Origin of the sequence: Humibacillus sp. DSM 29435 (genome assembly GCF_001758225.1) — a bacterium.
GTDB lineage: Bacteria > Actinomycetota > Actinomycetes > Actinomycetales > Dermatophilaceae > DSM-29435.
In genome coordinates this window covers 85,074-108,355 of the sequence record NZ_MAST01000053.1, presented here as the reverse complement: position 1 = coordinate 108,355, position 23,282 = coordinate 85,074, and the positions used below count along the sequence as shown (strand labels likewise).

Sequence of the window (23,282 nt, the reverse complement as noted above, 5' to 3'; positions counted from 1 at the left end):
AGCTTCCGGGCAGCCCGAGTTCTTCACCGAACCTGACTCGATGGGCGAGGTCTCGGTGCCCGGCGCGGCACTCTGTGGCGCCCAGCCAGCGCGCGCCGTTGCAAACTTCCCGGTGAGCGGGATAGCAACGCCTCCGAGCGTCCTTCAGGCCCTGACCGTGTTGAACGCGGTGGCCGTCGAGGTGAACGCCGAGCTCGCGGTGGTGCACGCCGATGTTGCGGCGAACTCGTGCTCCAGCCCGAACAGCACTGACGTTAGAGCGGACCTCTCTCAAGGTCAACGACGGCCACGGCCCAAGAAGGTCGCGATCGCTGATCCAGACCGGCGGATTCAGACCCCGACTGCACCCTGTATTGTGAAGAGCCCGGTGTCACGGGCGAATCGTGTCGTCCTGCTCTTCGATGATCTCGGCGAGGTCGTCGGGGAACAGGGTGTGGATGTCCTTCGTGTACTGAGTCCCATCGCGCGGGACGGTCACATCGGATCCGATCACTCGCATCGGGGCGCTGACGCCGGAGTTGATGGGAGGGCCTGTGCCGCACTCAGCCCACACAAAGGACGCGGTTGCGTCCTGCCGTAGGAGACGCACGGAACAGGTGCCGAGCGCTCCGAGGATGGTGGGCGTTTGAGCACCGATGACGGCGGCCAACCGCGCCTCCTCGCGCTGGATCGTGTGATCGGCGCGATCGGGTAGCTTGACGCCCGGGCTGCTGCAGGCGCTCAGCACCCCGACAGCGATCACCACTGTCGTCAATCGCGACCCGCGAACAAGACTGTGTCCCACGCGTGAAGAATGCCAGACCCCCCTGGCGATCCGCGAACAGCAAGAAATCCTCGTCGAGCGGGGGCAATGCTCCTCTCGCCGGCGGCCACGAAATAGCACCCGCTCGTGCCGCAGATCGAGCCGATTCGCGGCGCGTCGTGCAGCACCTTGGCGATGATGTGCTCATGGAGCGCCTTGTTGTCACGGCCACGAGGATGGTGGTTGTCGGTGCCCGTGTCGCTCTGGCGGGTTAGGGCGATTCTCGAGACAGCGCTTCTGCGCCGCCACCGGGCGCAACTCCGCTCGTCGTCCCCGACCCGTACGTTCGCACGCTCCGGGCTGGGGACTGCGCCACCGCCCACGCCGCTGTGTCCCCCACCCGTTGCGGGTGCGTTCGACCCACGCCGTGGGTGGGCGGAAATTTAGGCAGCGCCGCTAGAAAGACCGATCCGGGACCAACCTGGCTATTCGCTGAGAAGGATGCCGCCTAGCGCACGAAGTGACGGTTCGCGTCCGAGCTCTATATGGGAATACGCGAGGGCAGCTGCGAGTTCCGGGTTTCCCTCCTGGATGGCCTTGCAAAGGCCGTGATGCTCCCGGCACTGCTCTTCAGGGTCCCTGTCCTTTGTGAGCGCAAACAGCCACATGAGTCTACCTACAATAGGTACCATCACCTCGGCCAACATGCTGTTACCCGACAAAGTGACAATCTCTGCGTGCAGGGCAGTGTTGGCTTCACGAATTCTTCGTTCGTCTCCGCTGATCGTAGCTTCGTCGGCGTTGAGCAGTTGAGCATTCAGCGCGTCCACATCCGCCCCCGCCATAACCCTTGTTGCTGCTTGCCTCGCGGCCAGCACCTCGAGACTTAGGCGTAAGTCGAAGAGCTCATCCATATCCTTGAGCGTGAGCTGCCGCACGAGTGCGCCCCGTCGGGGTCGGGTCACTACGAATCCTTCGGCCTCCAACCGTCCGAGCGCCTCCCGCACCGGGATACGGGACACGCTGAGCTCGACTGACAGGTCACGTTCACGCAGTCGCTGTCCTGGGCCGAATCGACCCGAGATCACGCCTTCACGAATACCCAGATAGGCGTGCTCGGACATGGAGGGAGGAGCGGGTGGTTCAGTCACTGAGGGCGACACGCATTCCAACTCCTAGGTCAAGGGCTGAATCGTAGAGCAGACGCGCCGATTGCCAAGTCTTGAAGCCCCAGCCCGACAGGATCGTACAGTGTGATCACGTCTGGACTCTGCGTCCCCGGCGCAGTTCTGACGATGAGCGCGCTGAGGTCAAACCGTGCAAGCAACGGGTGGCCAGCCGGCAGCCGTCGAAGCGTCCGAGGTGGTCTGCACTCGGACGCCGTCTGTCGAGCCGCTAGTGCGGGGAGCGTGGCTGCACCGGGTCAGTACCTCAACGTGGTGGGCGCACGCCCCGGGCCGGACGGTCGAGCGGTCGATGGCGAGACAATCGCCCGAGCCAGCGTCTTCGTTGACAGCCTGCCCACCGTACTGGCGAAGTCGGGCGAGACGCTTGCGTTCGCGGAGGTAGGCGAGGGGGACGGTCCGAGCGTCGAGCTGGGTCGAGACGTTGCGCCGAGGGCGCACGCGCAACCGACTTTTCCCACTCGGGTCTCAGAGCGCCATGAGAGTTCCGGAGGTACGGTTCCGCGGGCGGCTGGTCCGTCCGCGCCATCCGATACGGATCCGCCACGACGCCCTCATGCAAGGCCACGTCCGCCGGCGTTTCAGCAGTTCAGGAACAGTTCAGGAGTGGTGGACGTGAAGGGACTCGAACCCATGACCTCTCGCGTGTGAAGCGAACGCTCTAACCAACTGAGCTACACGTCCAGGCGCCCCGAGAACCATCCTCGGGCGACGGGGGAACAATAGCCGGTTGAGCGCGGCCGTTGGTAATCGACCACCGCCGTCACCCGCCGGAACCGTTCGGGTCAGTCGATCCCGGGCAGCTGCTCGAGGGGTCCCTGGATCCAGTCGGGCACCAGCTCGGGCACGCCCTGCCAGGCGAAGTAGGCCCAGAACAACGCCCAGACGAGCGCCAGCGTCGCGAGCGCCACCAGGCCCCGCACCCAGATGGGCTGGGCCATGACCCAGTCGTTCCAGCGACCGACCTGTTTGCGCGCGAAGTCGAGCACACGCTGGGCGAACTCGAACTCGCTGCCGAGGATGACGAGTCCGAAGAACACGACGAGCCAGCCGGGCCCGGGGGCCGGCACCATGATGAGGCCGGCCACGGTGACGATGCCGCCGACCACCCCGACCGTGGCGCGGTAAGCGAAATGGGTGGCCGGGTTGCGGCGCAGCTTCGCCCGCCAGGCCCAGCGGTCCTCGTCGGCGTCAAGGGTGTGGTTGCGGTCGCTGTAGTCGACCGTCGTCTGCTGCGGTTCCTCGCTCACGGGTCAAGCCTCCGGTCGGCCTCGCGGCTAAAGATGTCTTGGAGACGGGCGGTCACCGGCCCGGGGGCCGTGAGCTCACGATCGTCGACCGCATGCACGGGCAGGATGTCCTTCGTCGTGCTGGTGATGAACACCTCGTCGGCCCGACCGAGCACCTCGATCGGCAGGGCCGCCTGCCGCACGTGGATGCCATGATGCTCGGCCCACTCGATGGTCAGCTCACGGGTGATGCCCGCCAGCGCGCCCGAGTCGAGCGGTGGGGTGCACACCTCACCACCCACGACGACGAAGATGTTGCTTCCGGTGCACTCGCACAGCTCGTCACGAGTGTTGGCGAACACCGCCTCGACGGCGCCGACCTCCCGTGCACGGGCCAGGGCGACGACGTTCTCGGCGTACGAGGTGGTCTTGAGCCCAACCACGGCGGAGCGTTCGTTACGGGTGAACGGCACGACCGTGACCTTGCCGGATGCCGGCGGGCGGGGCACCGGCGCCGCGAGCACGATGTAGGTCAGGGCAGCATCGTCGCGGTCGGAGCCCAAGGGGCCCACTCCCCCGGTGACGCTGAAGCGCAACCGTCCAAAGTCGATCACGGGGCCATCGAGAACGGCGGCGACCCCCTTGCCGATGACCTCCAGGTCGGGGTCGGGCAGGCCGAGGCCGCGAGCCGAACGCATGAGTCGGTGCTGGTGGCGGGTCAGGGCGAACGGCTCACCGGCGACGATCTTCACGGTCTCGAACACGCCGTCTCCCACGGTGACTCCGTGGTCGAGGGCGGACACCGACGGCCCGACGGGGTCGACAAGATCGCCGTTGACCCACACTCGCGTGCTGCTGCTCACCCTGCGCCTCCCCTGCGTCGGAGTGATCATGGTGTCACAGCGAGGCCGCCATCCAGGTACGAAGGCGGCCAGGTCAGGGGTGACTCAGGGGTGACTCAGGGTGAGGCCGGCGGTGACACCGGCGTGACTCAGCGTTGGCTCAGGCATCTCACGGGGTCACGGTGCCCGCCGCCAGTCCGACGAGGCGGGCCGCCTTGAGCTCGGTCTCGGCCCACTCGCCCTGCGGGTCGGAGTTCCAGGTGATGCCCGCGCCGGTACCGAAGCGCAGCCAGCGTTGGCCGGCCTCGTCGTGTTCGGCCCAGAAGGTGCGGATACCGACCGCGAGCTCGGCCTCGGACCGGTCGGCGTCGACCCAGCCGATCGCGCCGCAGTAGGGGCCACGGGCGGCGCGTTCAAGGTCGGCGATCGCGGTCAACGCGCTCGACTTCGGAGCGCCCGACACCGACCCGGGGGGAAAGGCCGAGGCGAACACCTCTGTCCAGGAGGTACCGCGACGCAGGTGCCCGCTGACGGTCGAGACGAGATGCACCAGCCCGGGGTGCTCCTCGATCACGCACAGCTCGTCGACCGACACCGAGCCGGGGTCACACACTCCCGAAAGGTCGTTACGCATGAGGTCGACGATCATGACGTTCTCGGCGTGGTCTTTCGGCAGCATCTGCTCGGCCGTGGGCGCCGTTCCCTTGATCGGGCGGGTCACCACCCGGTCTCCGCGGCGTCGGAGGAACAGCTCGGGCGAGGCGCTCACCACGTCGAGGCCGGCTCCAACGCAGCGGATCCGCGCAGCGTGCGGCGCGGGGTTGCCGGCCTGCAGAATCCGGTCGAGCCCGTCGAGGTCAGCCTCCGTGCCGAGAGAGTGGCTGACCACCCGGCACACGTTGACCTGGTAGACGGTTCCGGCCGCGATCAGCTCGCGTACCTGACCCACGGCCGCGACGTACGCGGCCTGGTCGAGCGAGCTGCTCCAGTGACGGTCGAGCTGGGACCAGCCCACCCGAGCGGGTCGTGGCGGCCGGCCGAGGCGCACCTCGGCGAAGCGAACGGCGGTGACCGCCCCCTCGAAGGTGGCCACCACGGCCCAGAACCCATCCCGCGAGACCGCTTCGAGAGCGTCGGAGCCGTAGCGCACATCGACGACGCCCTCAGCGTGACGGTCGGCGAAGCGGGCGTGGTCCACCTCCGTGATCCTAGGCCCGAGCCCCCTGCGCTCTCGGCGCTCTCACCTGTCGGGTCAGCTGTCGAGGGCCTTCTCGAGGTCGCCCGCGATGGATGCCGGGTCGGTGTTCGGGGCGTAGCGCTGCAGCACCGTGCCATCGCGCGCTACGAGGAACTTCGTGAAGTTCCAGCGGATCTTGTTGCCGATGAGGCCACCCTTCTGCGATCGCAGCCACTCGAAGAGCGGGTGGGCGCCGCTTCCGTTGACCTCGACCTTGGCGAACATCGGGAAGCTCACGCCGTAGTTCCGCTGGCAGAACTCGCCGATCTCGTGCTCGCTGCCGGGCTCCTGCCCACCGAACTGGTTGCACGGAAAGCCGAGCACCGTAGGGCCCCGACCCCGGTACGTGTCGTAGAGCGTCTCCAGGCCGGCGAGCTGGGGGGTGAAACCGCACTGGCTCGCGGTGTTCACCACGAGAACGACGTCACCGCCGTATTCAGACAGCGAACGGTTCTCGCCGTTCAGGGTGGTCGCGGTGAAGTCACCGAGAACGGCCACGGGAGTACCTCCTGGGTATCGGGGTCAGGGCTCTCATCACGGTCGTGACCTGTGATGCTGGTTCGGTGCGAGCGTCGTATCGGATGCCGCAGAGGGTGACCGGGCCCAGCGCCGACGGGCTGGTTCCGGTTGGCAGGTCCACCGGCAGGCCACTCGTGCTTGGGGTGCGTACGAGAGTGGCCACTCGACTTGGGGGTGCGTACGAAAGTGGCCACTCGACTTTGGGGGTGGGTCAGGTCGTGGCGTCGGGCTCCGGCTCGGGCGGAAGGTCAGACCCGTCGCGCTCGTCGCGGTCGGCCCACTCGATGAGAGTCGTGAAGTCGAAGACGGCCTCGTCGATGCCGGCGTGCAGGTCGCCGAGCTCGGCGAAGCGGGCCGGCATGGTCGCGATGGTGAAGTCGTCGGGATCTACGTCGCCCACCTCGTCCCAGCTGATCGGAGCGGAGACCGTGCCGCGAGGGTTGCCACGCACGCTGTAAGCGGCAGCGATCGTGTGGTCTCGAGCGTTCTGGTTGTAGTCGACGAAGAGCTGCTTCGGCGAGCGGTCCTTGCGCCACCACGTGGTGGTCACCTCACCCGGCATCCGCCGCTCGACCTCACGCGCGAAGGCCAGCGCCCCGCGCCGCACGTCCTTGAAGCCCCAGTCGGGGCGGATGCGCACGTAGACGTGCAGGCCGGAGCCGCCCGAGGTCTTGGGCCAGCCCACCGCGCCGATCTCGCTCAGCACCTCCTGCGTCGTCACAGCGGCTCGACGCACCACGTCGAACGGGCACTCGGGCATCGGGTCGAGGTCGATGCGCCACTCGTCGGGGGCCTCCGTGTCGGCCCTCCGCGAGTTCCAGGGGTGGAACTCGACCGTCGACATCTGCACCGCCCAGATCACGTCAGCAAGCTCGGTGACGCACAGCTCGTCGGCATGCAGGCCATACCTGGGGAAGTGCAGACGAACCGTCTCCACCCACGCCGGCGCGCCGGCGGGCAGCCGCTTCTGGTGCACTTTGGGACCGTCGACGCCCTTGGGGAAGCGGTGCAGCATGCAGGGCCGCTCGCGCAGTGCGTTCACGATGCCCGGGCCCACCGCGAGGTAGTAGTCGACGAGATCGCGCTTGGTCTCACCGCGTTCGGAGAAGTAGACCCGGTCGGGGCTCGACAGGCGCACCGTGCGGTCGCCGACCTCGATCTGCTCGGGTGGCGTGCTGCGGGAGGTGGCGGCCATGCGTCGATTCCACCACGGATGCCGGCCGCGGCGGGTGGGCGCGAGGCGTCGCTTACAGACGGACGCGGCCCCCGCGCGCAGTGCGACGGGGGCCGGGTCGAGACGACGTGTGGTCTCAGTCGCGCTGGGTCGCACTCACTCGTGAACGGGGCGCGGGATGCTGCGGTTGGCGATGCGGTTCTCGGCGTCGATCATCCAGGCCAGCTGCTCCAGGCGCTCGAGCACGGTGTGGATGATGTCGGCGGTGGTGGGGTCGGCGGAGTCGATGACCTCGTGGATGTCGCGGGCCGTGCCGACAACCGCGTAGAGGGCCGCCGTGATCAGGTCGACCGTCTCGGCCGTGTCGATCTCGTCGGCGGGGTAGGGCGCGAGACTGGTCTGCGCGGCGATGGTCGCTGCGCGACCGTCGGGGGTGATGTAGACGGCACGCATGCGCTCGGCGACCTGGTCGGAGAAGGCGCGGGCGGCGTCGACGACCTCGTCGAGCACGAGGTGGGTGTCGCGGAAGTTCTTGCCCACCACGTTCCAGTGCGCCTGCTTCCCCTGCAGGTGCAGGTCGATCAGGTCGACGTGGAGACGCTGGAGGTTGTCGGCGAACTCCTGCGACGCGCGGAACGGCGGCTTCGCCTCGTGCTTCTTGGGGCTCTTGCGGGCGGTGGGCTTGATCGTGTCGGTCATCGAGATCCTCCTGATCGTCGGTCGGGCTAGGTCTGCAGCCAACCACGTTTTCTGGATCAGTTCCAGAAAGGAGAGCCTTACTCAACGAGCGCCACCACAGCGCGGTGCAGCCCTTGCGTGCCTCAGGGTGAGGGTCAGGGTGATGATCAGGGTGATGATCAGGGTGATGTTCGGGGTGGGCCGAGGGAGTCGCGCACGACAGGTAGGCACGGCAGCCAGCGCAGCCCGGTGGTGGCAGTGGTCAGGGTCGTGGTGATGGTGATGGTGGTGGTGGTGGTGGGCATAGCGGGCATGGCGGGGTCACGGTCGGGGCAGAGCAGCTGCTCGGCGGCCGCCCGACCCATCTCGAGGTAGGGCAGGCGCACCGTCGTCAGCGCCGGGCGAAGCGACGACGCCAGGCCGATCTGGTCGTCGTAGCCGATCACCGACACGTCATCGGGCACCCGGATGCCGGCCTGGGCCAGCGCGAGCAGCACCCCGACCGCCATCCGGTCGTTACCGCAGAGGATGACGGTCGGCAGCGGCCCGGTCGCGACGAGCCGGCGGGCGAGGGCGTGCCCTGCGTCGATCTCGTAGGGGCCGTGAACCAGCGTCTGGCGACGCGGGTCGAATCCGGCCGCTGTCAGGGCCAGGCGGTAGCCGGCCAGCCGCTCGACCGTGGCCCACGAGTCGGCCTTGCCGGCCAGGAAGGCGAAGTCGCGGTGCCCGGCGTCGATCGCGAGTCGGGCCGCGGCCTCGCCCCCCGCCTGCTCGTCAGGAAGCAGGGTGGGCAGCCGGGGCGGCAGCGTCAGCCGGCCGGGGCGACCCGGGTGGCCCGGGTGGCCCTCGAAGCAGTTGAGCAGCACGACGGGCAGGCGCCAGGCGCCGTCCGGCAGTGAGACGGCGCGGGTTCCCGAGGTCGCCAGGATGATGGCGTCGACCTGTCGGTCGATCAGGTCGTCGACCGACTGCCGCAACCGGTCGGGGCATCCTCCGGTGGTGACGAGCAACAGGCGCGATCCGAACTCGTCTGCCACGTCGTGGGCCCCGGTGACGGCCGGATCGGCGAACGAGCGCTCCGGGGTCTCGTGGGTGATGAAGCCGATCGTCGCGCTCCGTCGGGTCCGCAGGCCTTGCGCCGCCCGGTTCGGCCGGTAGCCGAGCGCCGCCACCGCGTCGTGGATCCGTTGCCGGGTCTGAGCCCCGATCGACTGGCCGAGGGTGTCGTTGACGACGAACGAGACGGTGGCCCTGGAGACGCCCGCCCGACGAGCGACGTCGGCCATCGTGGGCCGCCGGGGGCTGGGGTCGGGCCGGTTGCCGTCCATGCGCGCACTGTAGTGCGGCGGTCGGGCCCACGCCTGAGATCAAGTACCCTGATCAGCGCGCCGAGAACGCTCCCGGCGGGCGTCGCGCCGCCCGTGGGTCGCACGCTTCTCACCCACCCCCAGCGTGATCTACTTTCCCGGTGGGTGAGCGAACAACCGGTTCCGCCACGGAACCCAGTGCCGAAGGGGCCAGGATGAGCGGAAACGCAACGTACCGTCACACGAACGCGGCGGTGCTGTCCGTCTGCGCGGTCGACGCCCCGGTGGTGGTCACCTCCGACGACTTCGACCGGCAGCTCCTCTCGACCTATGAGCGCGTGGGACTGAAGCCCGGGATGCTCGCGAAGCTGGCCGGCATCCACGAGCGACGCTGGTGGCCCGAGGGCGTCAGCTTCACCGAGGGTGCGGCCACTGCGGGCGCGAAGGCCCTCGCCGAGGCGGGCGTCGACCCGTCACGCGTCGGTCTCATGGTCAACACGTCGGTCTCACGGGAGCACCTCGAGCCCTCGGTGGCCGTGGAGATCCACCACAACATGGGCATGCCGACGAGCTGCATCAACTTCGACCTCGCCAACGCGTGCCTCGGCTTCGTCAACGGCATGCAGCTGGCCGCCTCGATGATCGACTCGGGCCAGATCGACTACGCCGTGATCGTCAACGGGGAGAGCTCACGGCACACCCAGGAGGTCACCATCGAGCGCCTGGCCGGCCCCGATGCCACCGCCGAGGATGTGATGTCGCAGTTCGCCACCCTGACCCTCGGTTCCGGGGCGGCCGCGATGGTGCTGGGTCGGGCCGACCTGCACCCCGAGGGTCACCGCATCGTCGGCGGCGTAACGCGCGCGGGCACTGAGCACCACAACCTCTGCGTCGGTGACCTCGAGTGGATGCGCACCGACACCCGGGGCCTGCTCGACGCGGGCATCGCCCTGGCCAGCGACACGTGGAACGACGCCAAGGCCGAGTTCGAATGGTCGAACATGGACCGCTACGTCGCTCACCAGATCTCGCAGGTGCACACCAAAGCCATGTGCAAAGCTCTCGACATCCCGGCCGACCGGCTGCCGCTGACCTTCCCCACGCGCGGCAACATGGGCCCGGCCGCGATCGCCTTCACCCTCGCTACGCAGGTCGACTCGCTGAGCCCCGGTGACCGGGTCGTGCTTCTTGGCGTCGGCTCGGGCCTCAACGTGTCGTGCCTCGAGATCGCCTGGTGACGAGGGCGTCAGACGCGGCACGACTGCCCCCTCCCCTGGTGGGAGTCGACCCTGCGTGGTCGCGGCTCGTCAGGGCCGTCGACGCCGAGGGCATCGCTCGCACCTGGCACCTGCTCGACAACGGCGTCACCCCCACGATCGGCACTCTGCTCTGCGTGCACGGCAACCCGACGTGGTCGTTCCTCTGGCGGCGGTTCATCGCCCAGGCACCGCCCGGGTGGCGCGTCGTAGCCGTCGACCAGCTCGGGATGGGCTGGTCGGAGCGCACCACGCCACGAACGCTCGCCCAACGGGTCGATGACCTCGGCTCCCTGACCGAAGCCCTCGGCCTGACCGGGCCGGTCGTGACCCTGGCCCACGACTGGGGAGGCCCGATCTCGCTCGGGTGGGCACTCGAGCATCGTGACCAGCTGCGGGCGGTCGTGCTGACCAACACCGCCGTGCACCAGCCCGCGGATGCCGCTGGGCCCGCCCTCATTCGTCTCGCGCACACCCCGGGGGTTCGCCAGTCCAGCTGCGTCGCGACGCCCACCTTCGTGCGCGCCACGACCGCCTTGTCTCGCCCGGCCCTGCCACGAGAGGTGCGTGACGCCTTCGCCGCGCCGTACGCCTCCGCCTTCCGCCGCCAGGCCGTCGGTGACTTCGTCGCCGACATCCCCTTCGACCCAAGGCACCCGAGCGCGCCGCGGCTCGACGACATCGCGGCTCGACTCTCTGAGCTCGCCGACGTGCCCGCGCTGCTGCTCTGGGGCCCCCGCGACCCGGTGTTCTCCGACGTCTACCTGCGTGACCTCCGCAAGCGGATGCCGCACGCCGATGTGCACCGCTACGAGGGGGCCTCGCACCTGGTCACCGAGGACGCCCCGCTGGCCGCCACCCACGTGTGGCAGTGGCTCGCCGATCTCGCCGACCTGCCCGAGGCCGACAGGGAAGCCGACGCATCCGACCCACCGCCGACCGACCAGTCGGCCGGCGAACCCCTCTGGGCGGCGCTCTCGGCCCGGTCGAACGACCACGCCACGGCGATCGTCGAGCTCGGTGCCCACGAACGGAGGGTGTCGTTCGCCCAGCTGGAGTCGACCGTTCGAGACCTTGCGGCGGGACTGGTCGGCGCAGGCGTGCGCCCGGGCCACCGGGTCGCCATGCTCGTCCCGCCCGGCGCCGACCTGAGTGCGGCGGTCTACGCCTGCTGGCGCGTCGGCGCGTCCGTTGTGGTCGCCGACGCCGGCCTCGGTGTGCGCCGAATGGGTCGCGCCCTGCGTGGCAGCGCCCCCGACCACGTCATCGGCATCGCCAAGGGTCTCCTGCTCGCCCGGGCGGCTGGCGTGCCCGGCCAGCTCATCGCGGCGGGACCACTCGACCGCGCCACGATGGCGCTGGTGGGCGCCGCTCACAGCCTGGCCGACCTCGCCCGCAGCGGACGGTCCACGCCACTACCGGCACTCCCTTCGCCGGACGGCGACCCCGAGATGGCGGTGCTGTTCACCTCGGGCGCCACTGGCCCACCCAAGGGTGTCGTCTACCGCCAGGGTCAGCTGCGCGCCCAGCTCGCCGCCCTGCGCACGACCTACCGCCTCACGACCGAAGACCGTCTGGTCGCCGCGTTCGCTCCGTTCGCTCTCTACGGGCCGGCGCTAGGGCTGGGCTCGGCGGTGCCCGACATGGACGTCACCGCTCCCGACACGCTGACCGCAACGGCCCTGGCCGACGCCGTGTCGGCGGTCGACGGCACGGTCGTCTTCGCCTCACCCGCCGCGTTGCGCAACGTCGTGGCCACGGCCCACGACCTGACCCCGCAGCACCGGCATGCACTCGCGGGGGTGCGACTGCTCATGTCGGCCGGCGCACCGGTACCCGCCTCCTTGTTGCGTGCGATGACCGAAGTGCTGCCGGCGGCCGAGGCTCACACGCCGTACGGCATGACCGAGTGCCTGCCCGTCGCCGACATCTCGCTCACCGAGATCGAGGCGCTGGGCGCCGGCGACGGGGTGTGTGTCGGTCACCCGGTGGCGGGGGTCACGGTGGCGGTGATCGCCCTCGACGCGGACGGACGCGCCGTCGGCGATCCGGCCGTTACGGCAGGTGTCACCGGCGAGGTCTGCGTCAGGGCAGCCCACCTCAAAGACCGCTACGACCAGCTGTGGGCGACCGAACGAGCGAGCCGCCACAGTTCGGGCTGGCACCGCACGGGCGACGCCGGGCACCTTGACGACGACGGTCGGCTCTGGGTGGAGGGCCGCCTCGTGCACGTCGTGACCGGCCCCGACGGGCCGGTCACTCCGGTCGGCCCGGAGCAGCGCATCGAGGCACTCCCCCAGGTAGACACGGCGGCCGTCGTGGGTGTCGGTCCCGCTGCCACCCAGCAGACGGTGGTGGTGGTCGTACGCTCCGGTACCGCGCCGCCCGGCGAGCCCAGAGACGGGCTGGCTGCCCCTGACCTGTCCGCCGCCGTGCGGGCGTCGGCCGGGGTGCCCGTGGCGGCGGTACTGGTGGCTCGGGCCTTGCCCGTCGACATCAGGCACGCCTCGAAGATCGACAGATCTCGTGTATCTGACTGGGCCACAAGCGTTCTCGTGGGCAAGCGAGCGGGTCGACCGTGAAGGTTCTCGTGACCGGCGCCAGCGGGATGCTGGGGCGACAGACGGCGCTGGCGCTCGCCGCCCGAGGTGATGACGTGACCGTGCTGCAGCGACATCCGTCGGGCCTGCCCCTGCCCGAGGTGCTCGCCGACGTGGCCGACCGTGCAGCCATGAGGGCGGCCGTGGCCGGTCACGATGCCGTTCTGCACCTGGCCGCCAAGGTGAACGTCACCGGTCGCTGGGCCGACTACGAGCGGGCCAACGTTCAGGGCACCGCGTCGGTGGTCCAGGCGTGCGCCGCGTCCGGGGTCGAACGGCTGGTCCACGTGTCGTCGCCGTCCGTCGCCCACTCCGGCGCCTCCCTCGTCGGAGTGGGGGCCGAGGTGGCCGACCCGACCGGGGCCCGGGGCCACTACGCCCGCAGCAAGGCCTACGCCGAACAGGTGGCGCTCGGCGGCGACGGAGAGACGCTCGCGGTGGTCGCCATCCGGCCGCACCTGGTCTGGGGCCCCGGTGACACCCAGCTGGTGGGTCGCCTCGTCGAGCGGGCCCAAAGCGGGCGCCTGCCGATCATCGGTTCGGGAGCCGCCCTCATCGACAGCACGTACGTCACCAACGCCGTCGATGCCCTCGTTGCCGCCGTCGACCGTTGCCGCGAGGCGCACGGCCAGGCCCTCGTCGTGAGCAACGGAGAACCGCGGCCGGTCGGTGAGCTGATCGCCGACATCTGCCGTGCGGCGGGCGCCCCGACACCGACGCGCCACGTGCCCTTCCCCGCTGCCGCCCTGGTCGGCGGCCTCGTCGACGCGATCTGGGCCACGCGGCTCGCGCTGCCGTTCGGCGGCTCCCCCGGCGACCCGCCCCTCACCCGGTTCCTCGCCGAGCAGCTGTCGACAGCCCACTGGTTCGACCAGCGCCGAACCCGCGAGCTGCTGAAGTGGACGCCCGCCGTGAGCCTCGAGCAGGGGCTCGCTGAGCTGGCCGACTCCTTCGGCACCACCTGACCGCCGGCTGAATATTCGCTGACGGTTTTCCTTGACCCCGACCCCGCGAGTCGGGACCCTCATCGAGTGAGGACATCCCCACCCGACCAGAGGAGACGAACATGAGCGGTGGTCTTGCGACGTACAGAGGAAAGCGTCGCGCAGCATCCTTCGCATCGGTTGCCGTAGCCACGACAGCCCTTCTTGCGAGTGGCGGCACGGTGACCGTAGCGGCCGATGCCACGACGTCCTCGCCCGCCAGGGCCGCGTGCTCGACCGCCCCGGCGGCAGCCGGGGCCGATGCCAGGGTCATGGCCGGTTACGCCGGGGTCGACCCGAACTCCATGTCACTGGCCCAGTCGAAGACGTGGGACGCCGCCCTCCAACAGCGGGTCCAGCAGCGTGGCCTCGCCACGAGGGCAGCTACCGCCAAGTTCAAGACCATCACGATCGACGTGCGGGTGCACGTCATCACCCGGAACAACGGAACGGGCGGCGCAACGCCCAAGATGGTGCTCGACCAGATCAAGGTGCTCAACCGCGCCTACGCCGGCAAGACGGCATCCGGCTCGGCCTTCACCCCGTTCCGGTTCGTGCTCAAGTCGTACGACGTCACGCCCAACACCAACTGGTACAACTGGTCGGACAGCGATGACAAGCCCGCCAAGAAGGCGTTGCACCGGGGTGGCTACGACGACCTCAACATGTACGTCACGGGGCTGAGCGACGGCCTGCTGGGCTACGCGTACTACCCCCAGGACCAGGTCGGCTTCCGCGATGGCGTCGTGCTGCTGAACGAGAGCCTGCCCGGCGGGAGCGCCGCCCCGTACAACGAGGGCGACACGGCCACCCACGAGATCGGGCACTGGCTGGGCCTCGCCCACACATTCGAGAACGGCTGCTCGAAACCTGGCGACTTCGTGGCCGACACTCCCTACCAGGCCGATGGTGACAACATCTTCTACTGCGACGAGTCGCTGAACACCTGCCAGCAGCCGGGCAAAGACCCCGTGCACAACTTCATGAGCTACGGCGACGACCCCTGCCTCGACCAGTTCACCGAGGGACAGTCGTTGCGGATGCTGCTCAGCTGGCTCGCCTACCGCGACCCGGCCGTGTGACCGGCTGCGGGCTCGTCAGGTGAGGCGGGCGGGTAGCAGGCAGAACTCGTTGCCCGACGGGTCGGCGCACACCCGCCACGGAAGGTCTCCCCAGTCGGGATCCAACCGCTGACCGCCACGGTCACACACCTCCTTCAGCACGCACTCCAGGTCGTCGGAGGGTTCGAGTCGCACGTCAAGATGCAGCCGGTTCTTGACGTGCGGCTTCGGCCCCGGTTCATCGCCGAACTGCAGCAGCAAGCCGTGTCGTGACGGATGCCGCAAGGTCTCCGCCGCCTCGCCGGTGCCCGCCACCCATCCGGTCAACCACGCCCAGAAGCCGGCGTCGCGCTCGGGGTCGCTCGAGTCGACCGGCAGCGCCGCGATCGGACCCGTGTCGACGTAGGCCGGCCGGGGCGCCATGACGCGGAACGGGTTTCCCTCGGGGTCTGCCAGCACCACCCAGGGCGAGTTCTGCTGCCCGATGTCGAGATGGCTGGCACCCTGGCTCAGAAGGCGATCGACGACACGCGCCGGTTCGCGGCCCCCACACAGGTCGAGGTACAGCCGAAGCCCGTCCCCCGGCCGCTCGGCCACACGTTGGAAGCACAGGTCGAGGTCCGGCCCGTCCGGCACCCGCAACCGGGTCTCGTAGCATTCTGGGGTGTCGGTCAGCTGCTGGGTCCCCAGGGCCGCCTCCCAGAAGCGGCCCAGGCGTTGCGGTTCCAGGGCGTCGAAGACGAGGTTCTCGAGGTACACGGACTCACCGTAGATGCTCGGTTGCCCCGATCTGCCGCCTAGGCTGGCTCGATGGTTCCGGACACCCACCCCGATGTCCTTCGCCTTCGGGAGGCGAGACCGTCCGCAGTGTCGGACGCGGTCGCAGCAGTCGCCGACCCGGCCGTGGTCGTCACGGTGACGGCACTGCTGGTGTCGGTGCGGTCCGCGGCCTCGATGTGGTCGGGGCTGGGCTGGGCTCTGGTCGCTACCGGCTTCTGCGTCGGCCTGCCGTACGTCGCGCTCCTCGTGATGTTGCGACAGGGCAGGGTGGCCGATCGCCATCTGCTCGTTCGCGAGCAGCGCCGCGCGCCACTGGCGGTCGCTGCCGTCTCCGTCGTGACCGGGTTTCTGCTTCTGCTCGTGCTGAACGCCCCGAAGCCGCTGGTCGCCCTCGTGGCGGCCATGCTGGCCGGCCTGGTCGTCATGTCGGTCGTCACGCACCTGTACAAGGCCTCTTTCCACACTGGGGAGGTCGCAGGGTCTGCTGGTGTGCTCGCCCTCACCTTCGGCCCGCTCACTCTCATCGGGATGGCGCCCCTCACGGTGCTGGTCGCCTGGGCACGCGTGCGATCCGGTCGGCACACCATAGGTCAGGTTCTCGTGGGTGGACTGGTCGGGGCGGGCTCGTCACTGCTCGCCTACCCGCTGCTGGCCTGAGCCGGCGACCGGGTGCCTCGTCGGGCGCGGGAACACCGAGCACCGGCTCCGGCGTTGCCCCTCCCATGAGCGAACTGATGCAGGCAGTCTGGAACGGACAGGTCATCGCAGAGTCAGATGACACGGTGGTCGTCGAGAACAACCACTACTTCCCCACATCGGCTGTGGCCGAAGGGGTGCTGCACCCCACCGACTCGCACACCGTGTGCCCGTGGAAGGGCACCGCGTCGTACTACTCGGTGACGGTCGACGGCGAGACCAACCCCGATGCGGCTTGGTACTACCCGGAGCCGAAGGCGAAGGCGGAGTCCATCCGCGACCGGGTCGCGTTCTGGCGTGGCGTCAAAGTCTCCCCCAAGGTCTGATCAAGACGGGCCCTCGGTCTGGCGAACGGCCAGCCGGCGGCGTCACCGTCATGTAAGGCGCAAACCTCTGGTGGGCACCTCGCCCTGACAGCACCATGTCGGTATGCCCGATGTGACTGTGTCGCCCCGCGAGCGTCCCGCCGCTTGGCCCCGATTCAGCAGCCCGCTCCGTTCGACCGCCTTGACGGCGCGACTGGGGCGGATGCTCGCAATCTTCTTCGGCACCTGTTTCGTCACAGGCCTGCTCAGCCACTACCAGTATCAGCCGTGGGCCTGGCTGCCTGAGCCTGCGAGCCCTGTCTGGCTCTACCGGGTGACGCAGGGCACGCACGTGATCACCGGCATCGCGACCCTTCCACTGGTGCTGGTCAAGCTGTGGTCGGTCTATCCGAACCTGTTCCGCTGGCCGGCCGTCACGTCTCTGAAGCACGCAGCCGAACGACTCTCGGTGTTCGTGCTGGTCGCATCGGCGCTGGTTCAGCTGACCACCGGCTTCCTCAACGTGCTCAACTGGTACGCCTGGCCATGGGACTTCGTCGCTGTCCACCGCTTCCTGGCCTACGTGCTGATCGGCTCGATCCTGCTGCACGTGGGCCTCAAGCTGCCCGACATCCGTTACGGTCTCCAGGCCCGGCTCCCACAGGCTGATGTGCTGACCGAGACCCCTTGGGACCAGAACCCCTTGGCGCACAGCAACGCCGGAGAGGTGCCACCACCGCCGACACCAGCCCTGACTCGAAGAGGGGTGTTGGTCGCCGCCGGCGCCGGGGTCGGCGCGGTGGTGGTCACGTCGATCGGCCAGACCGTGGCGCCGCTCGAGCCGGTCGGGCTGCTCGCGGTGCGCCAGTGGAACAAGGGGCCCCAACGGGTGCCGGTCAACACCACCGCCCAACAGGCCGGCGTGCAAGCGGTAGCAGTTGACCAGCGTTGGACGCTTCAGGTGAACGGTCGCACGCCGTTCACGGTGACGCTCGCCGAGCTCGACGACCTCGCTCGGTCGGAGGCCGACCTGCCGATCACCTGTGTGGAGGGATGGAGCGTCGGCGCCCACTGGCGCGGCATCCCCCTGCTCGACCTCGTGGCGCGGGCGGGCGGCGATGCCGGCTCGCGGGTCGAGGTGATCTCCCTGCAGCAGGGCAGCCAGTTCGCGCGGAGCACAGTGCTGGGCCCTCAGGTGTCAGCGGCTCTGCTCGCCACCCACCTGAACGGCGAGCGACTGAACCTCGACCACGGATACCCACTGCGCCTGATCGCGCCCAACCGGGCCGGCGTGCTCAACACCAAGTGGCTGGCCCGGATCGAGGTGGTCTGAGATGAAGGCATGGCGCATCTCCTTCGCGGCCTCCGGCATCCTGCTCGGGCTCTTCGGGGTCTTTCGGCTGCTCACCGAGGTACCGGTCGGCAACCTGGTCGTGCTGGCCGGCTGGATGATCGGCGCCGTCGTGATCCATGACGGCATCCTGTCGCCTGCGGTGATCGCGGTCGGCTGGTTCATCGGGCGCGCCGTTCCGGCCCGGGGCCGCCGGTACGTGCAGGGGGGCCTGATCGCAGGCGGCCTGATCACCGCGGTCGCGATCCCCTTGATCCTTCGTGCCGGGCAGGAGCCGCCCAGCAAAGCCATCCTGCAGCAGAGCTTCGGGGGCAACCTGACGATCTTGCTCGGCCTGGTCGCGGCTGCGAGCCTGGTGCTCTACGCCCTGCGTGTCGCCCGTGACACCCGCAACACCCGTAGCGCCAAGACTGCTGCCGGGGCCGAGCCGTCGCCCGAGCGCCTCTAGCCCCAGTCCCGAGCCGTCGGCAGGTGGCGACGGGCTCGGACTACCGACGCCGGCCGGTGACCCAGTCGTATCGGTTGTCGTCGTCGACGATGGGTTGCCCCGCCCGCTTCCCGACCCCAGCCCCGCCGTCAACGGGCAGCACGGCACCGGTCACATAGCTGGCTCCTGACGAACACAGCCAGAGCACCAGGTTGGCGACCTCCTCCGGCAGGCCGGGCCGGGCCAGCGGCAGCGTGGGGATTCGTTTCGAGAGGCCCTGCGCCATCGAGGGCGGCAGCGGCTTGGGCTGGGTGTCGATCAACCCAGGGCTCACGCAGTTGACGAGGATCTCGTGTGGTGCCAGCTCGATCGCGGCCACCCGTGTGAAGCTCTCGGTGGCCGCCCGGCTGCTGGCGTAGGCGGCTGCACCGGCTGACCCCACGCTGCTGACACCCGACGAGAAGTTGACGATCCGTCCACCCTCGCCCTGCGTGATCATGATTCGGGCGGCGGCTTGGGTCATGAGAAAGGTGCCACGACAGTTGACGGCGTAGACGGTGTCCCACACCTCCACCCTCTCTTCGAGCAGGCTGGCGTGTGGCGCGACTGCGGCATTGTTGACGCAGACGTCCAGTCTGCCGAAGTGAGTGACGGCGGCGTGCACCACGTCCTGCGCACCGGCTGCCGTGCTGATGTCGGCGACGACCGGCAGCACCCGGTCGCCGTGCGGGGAACACGTCTCGCGCAAGCCCGCCTCATCGCGGTCAGCGGCAACCACCCGCGCGCCGGCGGCCACGAACGAGGCAACGATGCTTCGACCCACTCCCCGGGATGCACCGGTGACCACAGCTGTCCTGTTTGAGAACTCGTAGCGAACATCCATGGTGGGTTTCCTGTCTTGGGATCGGCGCGGTGCTCGGCCTGCGCCCTCCTTCACCGTCAGGAAGAGAGCTCAGCACCAAGTGATGTTGAGCGACCGTAGTCTGATTGTCGACAATCGGCAACGACTGGGAAGAAGTATACGAAGGGCCGAAGATTCTCGTTCACAACCGTTGACTGATTGTCGACAACCGACCTACAGTCACTTCTCATAGTCGCTGTGCTCGACCAGGGTGAGAGAGCAGCCACGCCAGCAGCACCACCATCTCAGGAAGGCGGGCCTCGCTGCCATGACCGGCAACGACGATGGGTTCCTCTTGCAGACCGAGGGATTGAGCAAGCACTACCCGGTGCGACGTACCCCCCTGGAGCAGGCTCGACGCGAGCCCGAACAGGCCCTCAAGGCGGTCGACGGCGTGAGCGTCGGGGTTCGCGCCGGCCAGACGCTCGGCGTCGTCGGCGAGACCGGGTCAGGGAAGAGCACCCTGGGCCGACTGCTGCTCAGGCTCGAGACACCCACCGGCGGCGACATCCGCTACGAGGGAGAGAGCATCCTGACCCCAACCCGGCAGCGGTCCGCGCAGCTGCGCCAGCGAATCCAGATCATCCTGCAAGACCCGTACTCGACGCTCAACCCCTACCAGTCGGTCTCCAAGTCCATCGAAGAGGTCTTGGTCGTGCACGGCGACCTGTCGCGCTCAGGCCGTCGCGACGAGGCCATCCGTCTGCTCGAGACCGTCGCCTTCCCAGCCGACCTCGCCGACCAGCGCCCCGACCAGCTGAGTGGAGGCGGTCGTCAGAGAGTGAGCATCGCCCGCGCCCTGGCGGTTCGGCCCCGACTGATCGTGGCCGACGAGCCCGTCTCTGCGCTCGACGTCTCCGTTCAGGCTCAGGTGCTCAACCTCTTCGAGAAGCTCCGCGCCGAGCTCGGCCTCGCCTACGTGTTCATCACCCACGACCTCGCCGTGGTCCGTCGCCTGAGCGACCGTATCGCCGTGATGTACCTGGGCCGGGTGGTCGAGGAGGCATCGACCATCGACCTCTTCCGCCGACCCCTGCACCCGTACACCAAGGCACTGCTCGACGCGGCTCCTGACCTCGACACGACCAGACAGGCGCGCACTCCGGCGCTCACCGGTGACATGCCCAACGCCATCACTCCCCCGTCGGGCTGTGTCTTCCACCCGAGGTGCCCACAGGCGATGGACATCTGCCGGCGCGTGGTGCCCGTCACGATCCGTCCATCGCCGGAACGAACCGTGGCCTGCCATCTGCACACCGGGCCACCGGCCACCCACAACGAGCTGCCCACCCCCAACCCTGCGGAGGAACCCCACCCCTAGACCCCGCTGTCAATCCGGCCCCTCGACGGCCTCGACGGCTTCGACGGCTCCCTCGGGACCACCGCTCTGACGCCCACCCAGCACCCCCACTCGCTCACAAGGAGACCAGCATGACAACTCAACTGCCCGGACTGGACAACTCCAGTCGTCGGTGGCGCCGCACAGGTCTGGCCGCCGCAGTGGTCGGCGCGCTTGCGCTCAGCGCGTGCAGCTCGGACCCCGGCACGCCCAGCACCAACCCAGGAACCGGCGGTGCCGGTGCCAGCGAGGTCGACACCCTCATCATCGCCAACCCGGTGAAGGTCGACACCCTCGACCCGCAGGTCGCCTCGGTCAACGAGTCGATCTGGCTCGACCAGAACCTGTACAGCGGCCTGGTGCAAGCCGACCCGGAGGGAAAGAAGATCGTTCCCGACCTCGCCACGGACTGGGAGGTCTCGAGCGACGCCCTCACGTACACGTTCCACCTGCGCGACGCCAAGTTCTCGGACGGCTCCCCGGTGCTGGCCTCCGACGTGAAGTTCTCCATCGACCGGGCCAAGGCCTACGACGGCGGGTGGGGGTTTCTGATCACCGCGGTCAAGGAGGTGAGCGCGCCCGATGCGAAGACGGTCGTCGTGAAGCTCTCGAAGCCCCACGCCCCCCTGTTGGCCGACCTCGCCATGTACGCCTACTCCGTGCTCCCCGAGAAGCTGGTGAAGGCACAGGGTGACAAGTTCTTCACCAAGCCCGTGGGCAGTGGTCCGTTCGCCGTCAGCACCTACGCGCCGACGTCGGAGATCGACCTGGTCCGCAACGACAACTACTACGGCACCGCGCCCAAGATCAAGAACGTCAAGATCAAGATCATCACGAACGACAACGCGCGAGTTCTGGCCCTGCAGAGTGGCGACGTCGACGTGATCGAGAACCCCCCGGGCAACCTCACCAAGCAGATCGAGGCGAACCCGAAGCTGCAGGTCGACCTCTTCCCGTCTACCCGCGTCGACTTCATCCAGATGAACACCAAGGACAAGCACTTCTCCGACGTGCGGGTACGGCAAGCCGTCCAGGCGGCCGCTGACCTCAAGCAGATCAACAAGCTGGCGTACAGCGACACCGGCACCCCGGCAACCTCGTTCATGCCGTACAAGATGCTCTACTGGAACGACCAGCTCCCTGAGCCGACGGTCGACCTCGCCAAGGCCAAACAGCTGATGGCCGACGCCGGGTTCCCCAACGGCTTCAGCACCAACCTGGTGACGGTGAGCGGCGACGCAGCCGGACAGGCCCAGGCGGTGTCGCTGAAGGACTCGCTCGCCAAGATCGGCATCGACGTGAAGATCGAGTCGTACGAGCTCGTCACGGCGTACGACAAGGAGCGCAACGGCGAGTACGGCCTGGGCGAGCGCTACTGGACCAACGACATCATCGACCCCGACGAGGTCGTCACCTTCGGCGTCGTCGTGGATGCCGGGTCCAACTCCTTCAACACCAGCTGGAGCGACCCGACGGCGACGAAGCTCGCCAAGGATGCACGGTCGGAGCCGGACGTGGCCAAGCGCGAGGAGATGTACCGGCAGATCCAGAAGATCGTCTACGACCAGGTGCCCTACCTGCCGATCAACTACCCCCCGTTCCGGTACGCCAGCGGCAAGTGGGTCAAGGGCTTCAAGGCCTCACCGTTGGGCAACTACAACGACTCGCTCCTGACCTTGACGGTCGACAAGCACTGACAACCATGACGAATCAGGAACGGAGGACACCATGGCCTGGATAGCGATCATCGGCCGACGGCTGGTGCAGATGCTGCCGATCATCTTCGGCATCACCATCGTGTCCTTCGTCCTGATCCGGATGGTGCCGGGCGACCCGGCCTCGCTCATCCTGGGCAACCACTACACCCCGGAGGCGGCGACGCAGATCCGCCTCAACCTGGGTCTCGACCAGTCAGTCCTCTCCCAGTACTGGATCTTCGTCACCAACGCGTTGAGCGGGCAGTTCGGGCATTCCTACTCCCTGAACGCCTCGGTCGGGCAGCTGGTCTCGGACGGGCTCGTCCCCACCCTGTTCCTCATCGCCCAGGCCGGGCTCTTCACGGCGGTCATCGCCATCCCCACGGGGCTCTACGTGGGGCTGCACCGGGGCGGCATCGCCGACCAGGGCAGCCGGGTCTTCCTGTTGATCGGCTACGCCCTTCCGAGCTTCCTGCTCGGGGTTCTGCTCATCCTCGTGTTCGGGGTCAAGGTGCCGATCCTGCCGATCAGCGGCTTCGGCGACGGATTCCTCGAGCACGTGCAACACCTGATTCTGCCGTCGATCACGATCGCCATCCCGTTCTCAACCGTGCTGGTGCGTTCGCTGCGCGCCAGCGTGATCGAGACGCTGGACGCCGACTACGTGACGACCGCACTGCTCAAGGGAGTGTCGTGGCGCCGGGTGGTCTCACGCCACATCCTGCGCAACGCCGGCATGAAGGTCGTCGTCGTCTTCGGGGTCAACCTGGCCTTTCTCGTGGGCGGCACGGTCGTCATCGAGAACGTCTTCTCGATCCCCGGCCTGGGCTCGCTGCTCGTCAACTCGGTCTCGACCCGCGACTACCCGGTGGTCCAGGGTCTGACCCTGCTCTTCGCGCTGTTCGTCCTCGCAGCCAACCTGCTCACCGACCTGGTCCACGTGGCCATGGATCCCCGACTCGCGGCGGCCTAGA

General features: G+C 68.6%; 22 protein-coding genes and 1 tRNA gene. 11 read left to right on the top strand and 12 right to left on the bottom strand.

Translation table 11 applies throughout. The annotated features are described in order from the left end of the window. Nucleotides 1-370: 370 nt before the first annotated feature. The 10 genes from BA895_RS21605 to BA895_RS21560 all read right to left on the bottom strand — a co-directional run bounded on the left by BA895_RS21605 (nt 371) and on the right by BA895_RS21560 (nt 8,933). Nucleotides 371-784: a hypothetical protein gene (locus BA895_RS21605; protein ID WP_139142822.1), complete on the bottom strand. Its 414-nt coding sequence runs from the start codon at nt 782-784 to the stop codon at nt 371-373. A gap of 443 nt (nt 785-1,227) precedes the next feature. Further along, complete coding sequence (locus tag BA895_RS21600) at nt 1,228-1,866, bottom strand: GntR family transcriptional regulator (protein ID WP_070193941.1); 639 nt, start codon at nt 1,864-1,866, stop codon at nt 1,228-1,230. A 667-nt stretch (nt 1,867-2,533) separates the two neighbouring features. Continuing rightward, nucleotides 2,534-2,610 (bottom strand) — tRNA-Val (locus BA895_RS21595). Nucleotides 2,611-2,711: 101 nt separating this feature from the next. Continuing rightward, nucleotides 2,712-3,176: a TIGR02611 family protein gene (locus BA895_RS21590; protein ID WP_070193940.1), complete on the bottom strand. Its 465-nt coding sequence runs from the start codon at nt 3,174-3,176 to the stop codon at nt 2,712-2,714. Continuing rightward, complete coding sequence (locus BA895_RS21585) at nt 3,173-4,018, bottom strand: aminotransferase class IV (RefSeq protein ID WP_254666600.1); 846 nt, start codon at nt 4,016-4,018, stop codon at nt 3,173-3,175. Before BA895_RS21585 ends, BA895_RS21590 begins: the two co-directional genes overlap by 4 nt. Before the next feature lie 148 nt (nt 4,019-4,166). Next, the gene (locus BA895_RS21580) at nt 4,167-5,195 is read right to left on the bottom strand and encodes an anthranilate synthase component I family protein (RefSeq protein ID WP_175442410.1); all 1,029 of its coding nucleotides are present in this window, start codon (nt 5,193-5,195) and stop codon (nt 4,167-4,169) included. A 54-nt stretch (nt 5,196-5,249) separates the two neighbouring features. Then, nucleotides 5,250-5,732: a glutathione peroxidase gene (locus tag BA895_RS21575; protein ID WP_070193937.1), complete on the bottom strand. Its 483-nt coding sequence runs from the start codon at nt 5,730-5,732 to the stop codon at nt 5,250-5,252. Between the two features lie 232 nt (nt 5,733-5,964). Beyond that, nucleotides 5,965-6,948, bottom strand: a complete 984-nt coding sequence (gene ligD, locus BA895_RS21570; RefSeq protein ID WP_070193936.1) for a non-homologous end-joining DNA ligase — start codon at nt 6,946-6,948, stop codon at nt 5,965-5,967. 135 nt (nt 6,949-7,083) lie between these two features. Beyond that, nucleotides 7,084-7,626: a Dps family protein gene (locus BA895_RS21565; RefSeq protein ID WP_070193935.1), complete on the bottom strand. Its 543-nt coding sequence runs from the start codon at nt 7,624-7,626 to the stop codon at nt 7,084-7,086. A gap of 158 nt (nt 7,627-7,784) precedes the next feature. Beyond that, nucleotides 7,785-8,933, bottom strand: a complete 1,149-nt coding sequence (locus BA895_RS21560; RefSeq protein ID WP_070193934.1) for a LacI family DNA-binding transcriptional regulator — start codon at nt 8,931-8,933, stop codon at nt 7,785-7,787. A 194-nt stretch (nt 8,934-9,127) separates the two neighbouring features. Between BA895_RS21560 and BA895_RS21555 the strand changes: the two genes are divergently transcribed. From BA895_RS21555 to BA895_RS21540, 4 genes are all read left to right on the top strand, one after another. After that, a complete protein-coding gene (locus BA895_RS21555) occupies nt 9,128-10,150 on the top strand; it encodes a 3-oxoacyl-ACP synthase III (protein ID WP_070193933.1) in 1,023 nt (340 codons plus the stop codon). 38 nt (nt 10,151-10,188) lie between these two features. Next, the gene (locus tag BA895_RS21550) at nt 10,189-12,750 is read left to right on the top strand and encodes an alpha/beta fold hydrolase (protein ID WP_254666599.1); all 2,562 of its coding nucleotides are present in this window, start codon (nt 10,189-10,191) and stop codon (nt 12,748-12,750) included. Continuing rightward, the gene (locus BA895_RS21545) at nt 12,747-13,733 is read left to right on the top strand and encodes an NAD(P)-dependent oxidoreductase (protein WP_070193932.1); all 987 of its coding nucleotides are present in this window, start codon (nt 12,747-12,749) and stop codon (nt 13,731-13,733) included. The genes BA895_RS21550 and BA895_RS21545 overlap by 4 nt, the downstream gene beginning before the upstream one ends. Before the next feature lie 290 nt (nt 13,734-14,023). After that, a complete protein-coding gene (locus tag BA895_RS21540) occupies nt 14,024-14,833 on the top strand; it encodes a zinc metalloprotease (RefSeq protein ID WP_175442409.1) in 810 nt (269 codons plus the stop codon). 15 nt (nt 14,834-14,848) lie between these two features. On the opposite strand, the gene BA895_RS21535 is transcribed toward BA895_RS21540, so the two are convergent. Next, nucleotides 14,849-15,571 (bottom strand): VOC family protein, encoded by a 723-nt coding sequence (locus BA895_RS21535; RefSeq protein WP_070193930.1) that lies wholly within the window; start codon nt 15,569-15,571, stop codon nt 14,849-14,851. A gap of 51 nt (nt 15,572-15,622) precedes the next feature. Between BA895_RS21535 and BA895_RS21530 the strand changes: the two genes are divergently transcribed. The 4 genes from BA895_RS21530 to BA895_RS21515 all read left to right on the top strand — a co-directional run bounded on the left by BA895_RS21530 (nt 15,623) and on the right by BA895_RS21515 (nt 18,392). After that, nucleotides 15,623-16,249 (top strand): hypothetical protein, encoded by a 627-nt coding sequence (locus BA895_RS21530; RefSeq protein WP_070193929.1) that lies wholly within the window; start codon nt 15,623-15,625, stop codon nt 16,247-16,249. Between the two features lie 77 nt (nt 16,250-16,326). Then, entirely contained in the window at nt 16,327-16,614 is a 288-nt protein-coding gene (locus BA895_RS21525) for a DUF427 domain-containing protein (RefSeq protein WP_070194048.1), read from the top strand. A 202-nt stretch (nt 16,615-16,816) separates the two neighbouring features. Beyond that, complete coding sequence (locus BA895_RS21520) at nt 16,817-17,926, top strand: molybdopterin-dependent oxidoreductase (RefSeq protein ID WP_070193928.1); 1,110 nt, start codon at nt 16,817-16,819, stop codon at nt 17,924-17,926. Nucleotide 17,927: 1 nt separating this feature from the next. Continuing rightward, complete coding sequence (locus BA895_RS21515) at nt 17,928-18,392, top strand: hypothetical protein (protein ID WP_070193927.1); 465 nt, start codon at nt 17,928-17,930, stop codon at nt 18,390-18,392. Nucleotides 18,393-18,432: 40 nt separating this feature from the next. Here the strand turns inward: BA895_RS21515 and BA895_RS21510 are convergent, their stop codons facing one another. Further along, nucleotides 18,433-19,254: an SDR family NAD(P)-dependent oxidoreductase gene (locus BA895_RS21510; protein WP_083283643.1), complete on the bottom strand. Its 822-nt coding sequence runs from the start codon at nt 19,252-19,254 to the stop codon at nt 18,433-18,435. Nucleotides 19,255-19,540: 286 nt separating this feature from the next. On the opposite strand from BA895_RS21510, the gene BA895_RS21505 reads away from it, so the two are divergent. The 3 genes from BA895_RS21505 to BA895_RS21495 all read left to right on the top strand — a co-directional run bounded on the left by BA895_RS21505 (nt 19,541) and on the right by BA895_RS21495 (nt 23,281). Continuing rightward, complete coding sequence (locus BA895_RS21505; RefSeq protein ID WP_070193925.1) at nt 19,541-20,593, top strand: ABC transporter ATP-binding protein; 1,053 nt, start codon at nt 19,541-19,543, stop codon at nt 20,591-20,593. Between the two features lie 110 nt (nt 20,594-20,703). Further along, nucleotides 20,704-22,308, top strand: coding sequence for an ABC transporter substrate-binding protein (locus BA895_RS21500; protein WP_083283642.1), 1,605 nt, complete (start codon nt 20,704-20,706; stop codon nt 22,306-22,308). Between the two features lie 31 nt (nt 22,309-22,339). Next, nucleotides 22,340-23,281: an ABC transporter permease gene (locus tag BA895_RS21495; protein ID WP_070193923.1), complete on the top strand. Its 942-nt coding sequence runs from the start codon at nt 22,340-22,342 to the stop codon at nt 23,279-23,281. The last annotated feature ends 1 nt before the right edge of the window (nt 23,282 follow it).